The 10,032-nt window shown below is 69.3% G+C and carries 8 protein-coding genes; 4 read left to right on the forward strand and 4 right to left on the reverse strand.

What is annotated here, in order from left to right; all coding sequences use genetic code 11:
• Nucleotides 1-56 precede the first annotated feature (56 nt).
• The gene (locus VHU88_09655) at nucleotides 57-1,205 is read left to right on the forward strand and encodes an acyl-CoA dehydrogenase family protein (protein ID HEX3611938.1); all 1,149 of its coding nucleotides are present in this window, start codon (nucleotides 57-59) and stop codon (nucleotides 1,203-1,205) included.
• 35 nt (nucleotides 1,206-1,240) lie between these two features.
• On the opposite strand, the gene VHU88_09660 is transcribed toward VHU88_09655, so the two are convergent.
• Both VHU88_09660 and VHU88_09665 read right to left on the reverse strand, forming a co-directional pair.
• Complete coding sequence (locus VHU88_09660; GenBank protein HEX3611939.1) at nucleotides 1,241-3,418, reverse strand: glycogen debranching N-terminal domain-containing protein; 2,178 nt, start codon at nucleotides 3,416-3,418, stop codon at nucleotides 1,241-1,243.
• A 73-nt stretch (nucleotides 3,419-3,491) separates the two neighbouring features.
• Nucleotides 3,492-4,526 (reverse strand): glycosyltransferase family 4 protein, encoded by a 1,035-nt coding sequence (locus VHU88_09665; GenBank protein HEX3611940.1) that lies wholly within the window; start codon nucleotides 4,524-4,526, stop codon nucleotides 3,492-3,494.
• Nucleotides 4,527-4,959: 433 nt separating this feature from the next.
• Here VHU88_09665 and VHU88_09670 point away from each other — a divergent pair, with 433 nt between their 5' ends.
• Complete coding sequence (locus tag VHU88_09670; GenBank protein HEX3611941.1) at nucleotides 4,960-6,219, forward strand: MFS transporter; 1,260 nt, start codon at nucleotides 4,960-4,962, stop codon at nucleotides 6,217-6,219.
• 27 nt (nucleotides 6,220-6,246) lie between these two features.
• Here the strand turns inward: VHU88_09670 and VHU88_09675 are convergent, their stop codons facing one another.
• Nucleotides 6,247-7,536 (reverse strand): MFS transporter, encoded by a 1,290-nt coding sequence (locus VHU88_09675; protein HEX3611942.1) that lies wholly within the window; start codon nucleotides 7,534-7,536, stop codon nucleotides 6,247-6,249.
• 312 nt (nucleotides 7,537-7,848) lie between these two features.
• Nucleotides 7,849-8,493, reverse strand: a complete 645-nt coding sequence (locus tag VHU88_09680; protein ID HEX3611943.1) for a carboxymuconolactone decarboxylase family protein — start codon at nucleotides 8,491-8,493, stop codon at nucleotides 7,849-7,851.
• Between the two features lie 77 nt (nucleotides 8,494-8,570).
• On the opposite strand from VHU88_09680, the gene VHU88_09685 reads away from it, so the two are divergent.
• Together VHU88_09685 and VHU88_09690 are read left to right on the forward strand one after the other, a co-directional pair.
• Nucleotides 8,571-8,951 (forward strand): helix-turn-helix domain-containing protein, encoded by a 381-nt coding sequence (locus VHU88_09685; GenBank protein HEX3611944.1) that lies wholly within the window; start codon nucleotides 8,571-8,573, stop codon nucleotides 8,949-8,951.
• A 7-nt stretch (nucleotides 8,952-8,958) separates the two neighbouring features.
• Nucleotides 8,959-9,990 (forward strand): hypothetical protein, encoded by a 1,032-nt coding sequence (locus VHU88_09690; GenBank protein ID HEX3611945.1) that lies wholly within the window; start codon nucleotides 8,959-8,961, stop codon nucleotides 9,988-9,990.
• Nucleotides 9,991-10,032 lie beyond the last annotated feature (42 nt).

Genomic DNA, 10,032 nt, shown 5'->3' on the forward strand with positions numbered 1-10,032 from the left:
GATCCCCTCGCCTCCGAGCGCTCGAGCTCGGTGCCCGCCGTTCCGGGAGGAATGTCATGCGTCGATCGCTGTACGACGACACGCACGAGTTGTTCCGGGAGGGCTTCCGCAGCTTCGTGGAGAAGGAGATGGCGCCGCACGCCGCCGCCTGGGAGCAGGCGGGGATGACCGACAAGGAGCTGTTCCGCAAGGCCGGGAAGGCCGGTTTCCTCGGCTTCGCCGCGCCGGAGGAGTACGGCGGTGGGGGCACGCCGGACTTCCGGTTCAACGCCGTGATCAGCGAGGAGTTCGCGCGCGCCGGCGTGATCGGCGCCGGTGCCTGCATCGGCCTGCACAACGATGTCTGTCTGCCGTACTTCCTCACCGGGGCCACCGAGGAGCAGAAGGCCCGGTGGCTGCCGGGGATCTGTTCCGGTGAACTGATGACCGCGATCGCGATGACTGAACCCGGCACCGGGTCGGACCTGGCCTCGATCCGCACGACGGCTGTGCGCGACGGCGACCACTACGTGGTCAACGGCGCGAAAACCTTCATCACCAACGGCATCCAGTCCGACCTGGTGATCGTCGCGGTCAAGACCGACACGACCAAGCGCCACGACGGGATGAGCCTGATCGTCATCGAGACGGGCATGCCGGGATTCGAGCGCGGGCGCAGGCTCGAGAAGATCGGCCTGCACGCCAACGACACCGCAGAACTGTCCTTCACCGACGTGCGGGTTCCGGTCGCCAACCTGCTGGGCGCGGAGGGTTCGGGTTTCCGGCAGCTGGTCGCCAAGCTTCCCCAGGAACGACTGAGCATCTCGGTCAACGCGGTCTCCGTGGCCGAGGTCGCTTTCGGCTGGACGTTGGAGTACGCCAAGCAGCGCAAGGCTTTCGGCCAGCCGATCGGGACCTTCCAGCACAACCGGTTCGAGTTCGCCGAGATGCGCACCGAGCTGGACATCGCGCGGGTCTTCGTCGACCGCCAGATCGAGGCGCTGACCAACGGCGAACTCACCGCCGAGGAGGCGGCCGGGTCGAAGTGGTGGACGACCGAGCTGCAGTGGCGCGTGCTCGACCGCTGCCTGCAGCTGCACGGCGGTTACGGGTACATGGAGGAGTACCCGATCGCGCGCGCCTGGCGCGACGGCCGGGTGCAGCGCATCTACGGCGGCACCAACGAGATCATGCGCGAGATCGTGGGCCGGTCGCTGGGGTTGTGACCGGCGGGGACTGATGGCGCGTCAGAATCTATGGCTCACGAGCAGTGCGAGGGATCGGATGTTCCGGGCTGGGTCTGCCGGCCCGAGGTGCTGGGCTGCAAGTGGCCTTCCGATCCCGTCGCGACCAGGTCCCAGGTGCTCGCGCCGAGTCGCAGCCCGCTGATCGAAACCGTCTCCCACTCCGCAGGAAGCATCGGGTCCAGGCCGATGCGGCCGGCCGGGAGGTTCGGTTCGAGCCGCAGCAGGGAACGCAGCAGCAGCAGCGGTGCCGCCGCGGCCCAGGCCTGCGGGGAGCAGGACGAGGGGTACGGCACCGGCCGCGGGTAGTCCTGCGCGGCGAACCCGCACATCAACTCCGGCAGGCTGCCGCCGAACTCGCAGGCGGCGTTGATCAGGTCACCGGCCAGCCGCCGCGCCAAGGCACCGGCACCGGGCAGGTGTGCGTGGCGGGCCAGGCCGGCCACAGCCAGCGCTGTGTCGTGCGGCCAGACCGAGCCGTTGTGGTAGCTCATCGGGTTGTAGGCGGCCATGGTGGTGCTCAGCGTCCGCAGGCCCCAGCCGCTGGCCATGTCGGGCCGGGCCAGTTTCGCGATCAGCTCGGCGGCGGGATCGTCGTCGAGCAGTCCGGCCCAGAGGCAGTGCGCGGCGTTGCTGGCCAGCGCGTCGACCGGGTGACCGGAGCCGTCCAGCGCGATGGCCGGAAAACCCTGCCGGGGCAGCCAGAACGCCTCGTGGAAGCGTGCCCGCAACTCGGCGGCGTCGTCCCGCATTCGATGCGCCCGCTCGTCATCCCCGCAGGCCTCGGCGAGTTCGGCACGGTCGAGCAGCGCCCGGTAGTGGTAGGCCTGCACCTCGCACAACGCGATCGGCGGTTCGGGGATCTCCCCGGCGTTGTCGTTGACCCCGTCGAAGCTGTCCTTCCAGCCCTGGTTGAACAATCCGGCCGGGGTCGAGCGGCGGTAAGCCAGAAATCCGGCCGGATGTGCGGCGGCTTTGGTCCGTGCCCACTCCAGCGCGGCGTCGGCGGTCGGCAGCAGGCCGCGCACCCAGCGCTCGTCGGCGCCCCACCGCCAGGCCTCCGCCAGCATCATCATGAACAACGGTGCCGCGTCGACGGACCCGTAGTAGCGGTGCCCGCCGATCGCGCGCGCACCTTCCTCGCCCAGGCGCAGTTCGTGCAGGATCCGCCCGGGAGCCTCCTCGACCACCGGGTTGGTGTCGCGGCCCGCGGTTGCGGCCAGGGCTTCCAGAGCTCCGCAGAGCAATGCGGGGTCCCACGGGAGCGCCATGTAACCGGCCAGCAGACTGTCGCGACCGAAAAGCGTCATGAACCACGGCGCCCCGGCGGCGAGGATGGGCGTGCGGGTGTGCGGCAGGTTCAGCCGCAGGCCGTCGAGGTCCGCGACGGCTCGGCGCAGCACCTGGGCCGGCCCGGGACCGCTGCAGTCGATCCAGGCCGCGCCGCGCAGGACCGGAGCGGGGTCGCGGGAGAGCAGTTGGGGTTCGGTCAGCCAGGACGTCGGATCCGAATCGCTCAGCTTCGGCTCCAGCCGGACCCGAACGCTGCGGCAGGAATTGGCGTCCAATCTCAGCATCCAGCGCAGGACGCCGCCGTCGACCTCTGGCTCACCGTCGCCTGCCACTGACAGGTGCGGCGCCGCGACCGAGGGCGACCGAAGCGTCGGCCCGAACCGCAACAGCACCGGCAGGGCATGCGGATCGGTGGGCGCCGCAGGCGGCTGCGGTTGCAACGTTGCCCGCACCGCCGAGGTCCGTCCTTCCTTCACGGCGAACAGATCGGCGAAGTCGCTGCCCACCTCGATCTCCAGCGCCAGACCGACCGGGTCCCGCCCGAAATTGCGCAGGGTAACGGTCTCGTCCAGGCAGTGGTCCAGTCGCCGCTCCCGCTCCACCAGGAGCACGCTGTCGGCCGCGCCGACCGGCAGAACCCGGCCCAGAACCAGCACGCGGGAATCGCGGGTCGGGCGTTGCACCGACAGCAGTTCCGGATACTGCCCGTCCACCCGCAACCGCAGTACCGACACCATGCGGATGTCGCCGGCGTACAGGCCGTGCAGCCCCTCGGTCATGTCACCGTCCGGCCCCGCGATGCTGAACACCTGGCCGCAGACCTGCTGCAGGGCATCGGCACCGCGGGTCGACGGCGGAGCCGTGTCCGGGTTCAACGCCGTCTGGGCCACAGGCTCGGTCACTGGCGCGCCTCCGTCCGCCCGTGCGTGCTTGTCACCGGCTGACACTGTGACATTGGTTCACTCGCAAGCTCGCTCACTGTGCGGCCGCGACCTGTTGGAAGAGCAGCTCGTACCGGTCGACCATCAATTTCGGGCTGAAGTACTCGTCCACCCGGAAGCGACAGGCGAACGGGTCGAGGCGGTCGAGATGCCCGATGGCCGCCGCGAGTTCTTCGGTCGTGTCGCGGACGTATCCGGTGACGCCGTCCTGGACGATCTCCGGCACGGCGCCGCGGCGCAGCGCCAGCACCGGCGTGCCGCAGGCCAGCGCCTCGGCCATCGCCAGCCCGAAGGGCTCCTCCCACTGCAGCGGGAACAGGAAGCCGGCCGCCTCGCCGAGCATGCGGTACTTCTCCGCGCCGCCCACCTCACCGCGCCAGTCGACGTCGTCGCCGAGCCGAGGCTGGACGAACTTCTCGAAGTACTCCTGCTCGGCCGGCTCGAAGCACTTCGCCGCCAGCACGATCGACCGCCCGGCAGCCCGGGCCACGTCGATGGCCACGTGCGCGCCCTTCTCCTCGCACATCCGGCCCATCCAGACCAGGTGGTCGGACTTGTTCTCCGTCACCTTGATCTGCGTGGTGTCGACCGCGTTGTGGATGACCGTCCGCCAAGGCAGTTCGGGGTTCAGCTTCATCTGCGACTCGGAGATCGCGACGAGGTGAACCGCGGCAGCGACGGCGTCCAGGTACTGCCCCCAACCCCCGGTGGCCGGGCCGTGCGAGGTGATGACCACCGGCGCTTTGCGGCCACGCGCCATCGCGGCGCCGGACAGGGTGTGATCGTGGATCACGTCCAGCTCGAGGTTGTCCAGGACCGCAGCCGCCCGGGCGGCGTGGGTCAGCTCGACCAGCGAGTCGCCCAGGCCCGCCCGCTGCGGCTCGTCGAAGGTCGCCTCGAAGTTCCCGCGCGGGGGCGGATCTCCCGCGGCGATCAAGGTCACCTCGTGCCCTCGCGCCACCAACCCGTCCACCAGCATCGCGACGATCATCTCGATCCCGCCGTACTTGTCCGGCGGGATCGAGAAGAACGGCGGAGCTACTTGTGCGATGCGAAGATGCTTCGCCACTGCGGCCTCCGGATTGCTCAGCGTCAATGGGTTTGCGGCCCCTTCAGCGGGCTCATACCCGCCTCGGCGGAGGGTCAAGCCACCGAGGTCCGAGAGTGTGATCTATCCCGCGCGACCAAGATCCACCGAAACTGACTACTAGTCAGCTACTAGTTCCGGTCGGAGAAGTGCGTACGTCCGGCGTGTCCGGCGGGGTTTGCGCGAGGCCCCGTGCGGAAGAGGAGATCTTGAATCGCCGGGCCGTCACGATGGTCATGGCCAATGGTGAAAACACTTTCACGACTGCGGGTTCCGCGTCGTTGTGACGCCGTCGCCGTTCCGCTCGAGTGCACCTGGGACCGGTCGACAGGCAGATGGAGGAATGTATGACGTCTCGTCGACGCAACGGTCCAGAGGTCTCCGGCCGCCGACGATTCGTGATGAACGGATAGCCATGTCCGCGCTCGAGGACTCGGTGAACAAACCTGCGCTCGCGACGCACGCCAGACACCCGCTCACCCGGTACATGGCGGCGACGCTGACCAGCTCCATGGGGAACACCGCCCATACGCTGGCGGCCGCCAACGTGTTCGTGCTGGCGGGCAGGCCTGCGCTGGTCCCGGTGCTGATGCTCGTCTCGACGTTGTGCTCGGCTCTCTTCGCGGTCGTCGTGGCCCGGTTCATTCACGAGGTGTCGCCGCGCAAGTCGCTGTTGTTCGTCGACGGCCTGTCCGGCGGCGTGGTCGTGCTGCTCTGCGTGGCGATCACGACCTCAGGCAGCCCGATTCCGTGCATCTTCGCCGCCGAGGTGCTGCTGACGGTGGGTTCGGCCGTCTATTTCCCGGCCAGTCGCACTTTCATCCCGCACCTGGTCGACAAGGAGGCGCTGGCCGGCGCGAATGCCGGACTCGGGTCGGTCTACCAGTTCGGTGCGGTGTTCGGGGGAGTGGTCGGGCTCGGCGTGATCCGCCTGTTCGGTCCGGTGACCGGCTTCGCCGTCAACGCGGTGTCCTACCTGGTGTCCTTCTTCCTCATCGCCGCGATCCCGTGCCCGGAGCGACGCGTGTCGATTCGGCAGGAGGAGCCCGGCGGGGCGATACGACATGGCGGACTGCGAGCTCTGCTGGCCGATGCGGACACCCTCACCGACATGGCGGTGATGATCAGTTTCCTCTGCATGTTCGAGGTGTTCAACGCGCTGGGCCCCGGGCTGACGGCCTACCACTTCCACCGTCCGCCGTCGGACTTCGGCCTGCTGCAGGCCGTGTTCGCGGTCGGATCGTTGCTGGCCATCCCGCTGCTGCCGCGGTTCACCGGGCGGCACAGGTCGGCGATGCATCTGCTGCTGCCGCTGACCGGCTTACTGGTCGTCGCCCTGGCGGTCGCCGGGTGGCCGATCGCGCTCGCGATGGTCGTCGTCGCGGGCATCACTTTCCAGGGCTGGACCTCGTTCCAGACCCGCATGCAGCACCGACTGGCGCAGGGCGAGGCGAACCGAGTGCTGGCGTTGGCCGGCGGTGCGCAGAAGGTCTGCACCTCGCTCACATTCGCCGCCGCGGCGGTTCTGACCCAGACGGTGGGTGTCGCGCTCGGCATGACCATCCCGGTTCTGGCACTGCTCCTGGTCACGTTGCCCTTCGGGGTCGTCGCCCACCGTCGGCACCAGCACCCTCCGATCGCCCCGAGCGCCCCTGAGGTGGTGGAGGTGGTCTGATGGGGTCGACGCAGGGGCGCGCTGCTCTCACCGCACCAGGTTCGGCAGGGCCGAGATGAGCCGGCGGTGCGGTTCAGCCCGCCGCGCGGTTTCCGGGACGCCGACCAGTAGCACCAGCAACGCCACCGACGCGATCCCGGCCAGGGTGAACATGGCGGCCGGGTAGCCGGCCACCACCACGTCGGCACCGGCCAGGCTGAAGCTGAGGGCTACCCCGATTCCCTGGATCATGGTCACGGTGCCGAACGCGATGTTGTACCGGCCGGTGCCCCGGGTCAGGTCCGCCACCACGATCGCCAGCAGCGGCTCCAACAGCCCGGCGCCGACCCCGTCCAGCACCTCGATCGCCAGGATCGGTCCGGCGTGCCTGGTCAGGGCCAGCATCGCCCCGCGGATCGGCAGGACGAGAAATGCCAGCACCAGCAGGGGTTTGCGTCCCAACCGGTCAGCCGCTCGGGACACCAGCAGCGCCATCGGGACCATCGTGGCCTGCGCCACCACGACCAACGCGCCGAGGAACAACGCGCCCTGGTGGCTGTTCCCGAGCGCGAACTTCTGCGAGGCCAGCGGCAGCATCGCGGCGTTCGCCATCTGCCAGAGGCAAACGGCCGCCGCGAAGGCCAGCAGGGACCGGTTGCGCAACAGGGTCCGCAGCTTCGACGGTTGCGCCGCCGGGCCTTCCTGGTTGTCCAGGCCGCGGGCGACGTCGTGCCTGATCAACCCGGGCCGGATCACCGCCACGGCCGCCACCACAGCCACGCCGAACAGGGCCGACAGGAGGAACCCGAACCGCAGACCGGCCAGGTACCCGACCACGCCGACAACCGCGGCACCGACGACGTTCCCGGCGTGGTTGTACGCGTTCATGCGTCCGGTCTGCGCGGCGTAGCGCTCCGGCCCGACCAGGCCGAGCGCCAGCGCGGCGGTGACCGGCAGGAGCACCACCGCCGCCACGCCGGTCAGGAGCTGGGAGAACGCCACCACCGGAAAGGTCGGGCGCAGCGTGATCAGGAGCGTGCCCAGCGACGTCAGCCCGGCGGCGGTCGCCATCAGCAGTCGTTTGCGCCGGGTGATGTCGATCAACGCGCCGGCCAGGGCGCTGAGGGCCAAGCCGGCCAACCCGTTGAGAGCGAGCACCCAACCGATGTCCTCCGCGTCCCACCCGGGCAGGTTGACCAGGTAGATGCCGAGGAACGGCCCCAGGCCGGACTGCAGGTCGGCGAGGAAAAAGTTGGCCCAGTTCAGGGCGCGCAGCGAGCGGTGTAACCCGCTCGGGTCGCTGTCCTCAATCACGTCGGACCGCGCCAACACCGTCACGTGAAATACCCGTCCAGGTCGCCTCGAGAGTGCGGGCGCGAGGGTGCTCCACCGGGCGGGCAACAGGCACCCGTCGACTCCGCCGCCAACACGCCCGTCCACCGTTGGGCGCTGCTCGGGACCGCGCCCCAGCCCTGCCCGCCCACCGGAGAGCCGAAACGCCCGCGACCCGCAACCGAACGAAGATCACAATTGTCGAACGGTGTTTCTTGCACTGATTCTCAACTTCTGGAAACGTCCGTACCGATGTCGGACGTACCCGGGCGCCCCAGCGGCCGGACGTCAGCCGAGTCTCGGCCACCATGGATGTGACTAAGAGTCACATCGAGTGGTCACCCCACCTGAGCGCCGCGCTGGGGCGGAGTTCTCGCCGGCTGCGGCCGGGAACGGGATCGCCCAGAGTTCCCGCGGCAGCCGTGCGGCGTGGATGACGTAGGAGATGGCGTGGTACCACCCGGCAGCGAGGCAGAGTTCGATGATCTGCTCGTGGGTGAAGTGCCGCTCGAGCTCGGCGAACAGCGCGTCGGAAATGGCACTGGTGTCGTGCAGTTCTTCCGCCAGTCGAAGCACCGCGCACTCGGCGTCGTCCCAGAGCGCCTCGCCCTGTGCCGGATCGTCGCGACCGGCGTCCGTCGTCGCGACCAGTTGTCGCTGCGAGAGTCCGACGGCGGAAGCGAACGCGACCGCGTGCACGCCCCACTCGTACTCCGCCCCGGTCAGCGCGCAGGTGCGCAGGATCAGCAGCTCGCGCAACCTGGCCGACAGGGTGTGGCTTCCGAGTATCCCGGCACCGAGTGGCCGGGCACGGGAGAAGAGCTCCTCGTGGCGGGCGAGGACCCGGAACAGTGCCAGCGGTTCGCTGCCGCTGTTGGGCGGCATCCACCGCTGCAGTGCAGCATCCAACTCCGGTGAGTGCGGGGGCTGCAGCGGGACGATCCGCGGTGGCGCCGAGTCCATCTATAGTTCCCCTCGCGCTTCGGTATTCGAAGCGCGAAGGTATCGCTTCTGTTTCGCCAAGCACAAGGAGGTTCCCGGTGGGCGACCGTCTCCAGCCGGGCCGGCCGGTTCGCGGCTCGACCAGCGGCGAACCGGTCATGGCGCTGCTCGACCTGCTGGGCCGCCGTTGGACGCTGCGGGTCATCTGGGAACTGCGGGCGCAACCCGTGAACTTCCGCGGGCTGCAGTCATGCTGCGGCGGAGTGAGTTCGTCGGTGCTCAATACCCGACTGGCGGAGTTGCGCGCCGCCGGCGCGGTGACCTCGACCGAGGACGGCTACCTACTCACGCAGGAGGGCCGGGCGCTGCTGGAGCTGTACCCGCCGCTGCAGGCCTGGGCGGATCGGTGGGCCGAACGGGAAGGCGCGGAAACCTCCGGCCGACGCCGAGCCGCCCGGGGTGCCGGTCCGGCGGGATAATCCGACGGTGGCGGCAGGCGAGACGAGTGCGGGCGTCCGGCTGGCCGAAATCGTCGCTGCTCTGTCGTTGGCGACCGATCTGGGCCTGGGGCAGCCCCAGGCCCACGTGCTGCGTCAGACCGCCATCGCCTTGGCGCTCGCCGACGCTGCGGGGCTGCCGGAACAGGACCGAGCGGCCGCGTATTACGTGTCGCTGCTGGCGTGGGTCGGCTGTGTCGCCGACTCCCACGAGATGGCGGCGTGGTTCGGCGACGACATCCAACTGCGCGCCGACAGCTATCACGTCGACAAGCTTCCGATACCGACGTTGAAGTTCCTGCTGCGACACCTCGCTGCAGGCGAGTCCTCGCTGCGCCGACTCTCGGCGCTCGGCCGATTCCTTGCCTCCGGGGTCGGCGAAGCCGGTCGATCGATGGTCACCCATTGCCAGACCACCGGCGACTTCGCAGTTCGCCTCGGTCTGGGTCCGGAGGTGCGCAGGCCCTTGCAGCAAGCGTTCGAGCGGTGGGACGGGAAAGGGACCCCCGGCAACCGATCCGGCGAACAGATCGACGTCGTGATGCGACTGGTGCACATCGCCGACGACGTCGAGGTGCACCACCGACTGGGTGGCGTGGATGCCGCTGTCGCGATGTTGCGCTCGCGCCGGGGGACCGAGTTCGACCCCGCACTGGTCGACTGCTTCTGCGCGAACGCCGAGTCGATCCTTGCCACGTTGGACCGCGACGACGCGTGGGACCGAGTCATCCGCGACTCACCCAGCCTGGGCCGCGAGCTGACCGAGGCGGGGTTGACGGCGGCGCTGGAGGGGTTCGCCGACTACGCCGACGTCCGCTCGCCCTGGCGGCTCGGTCACTCGCGGGGTGTGGCGTCGCTGGCGGTGATCGCTGCTGAACGCATCGGCCTGCCGGCCCGGGACCGATTGATCCTGCAGCGTGCCGGCCTAGCCTCGAAATTGCAGGTCGGCGGGTGTTGGGCGGCGGGTGAGACACGGAAGTGCCTGTCCGGCAAGGGAAGATCGGGATTCCTGAGGTCCTGATGTTCCCTGGCGGAAGGCACTCCGTAGGTGAAGGTTATCCCG

The sequence above is a fragment of the Sporichthyaceae bacterium genome (assembly GCA_036269075.1).
In the GTDB taxonomy this organism is placed as follows: domain Bacteria; phylum Actinomycetota; class Actinomycetes; order Sporichthyales; family Sporichthyaceae; genus DASQPJ01.

Excerpts from the sequence above, each read along its gene's own strand:
- VHU88_09655 (HEX3611938.1), top strand. The coding sequence starts at position 57 with ATGCGTCGATCGCTGTACGACGACACGCACGAGTTGTTCCGGGAGGGC.
- VHU88_09670 (HEX3611941.1), top strand. The coding sequence starts at position 4,960 with ATGTCCGCGCTCGAGGACTCGGTGAACAAACCTGCGCTCGCGACGCAC.
- VHU88_09680 (HEX3611943.1), bottom strand. The coding sequence starts at position 8,493 with ATGGACTCGGCGCCACCGCGGATCGTCCCGCTGCAGCCCCCGCACTCA.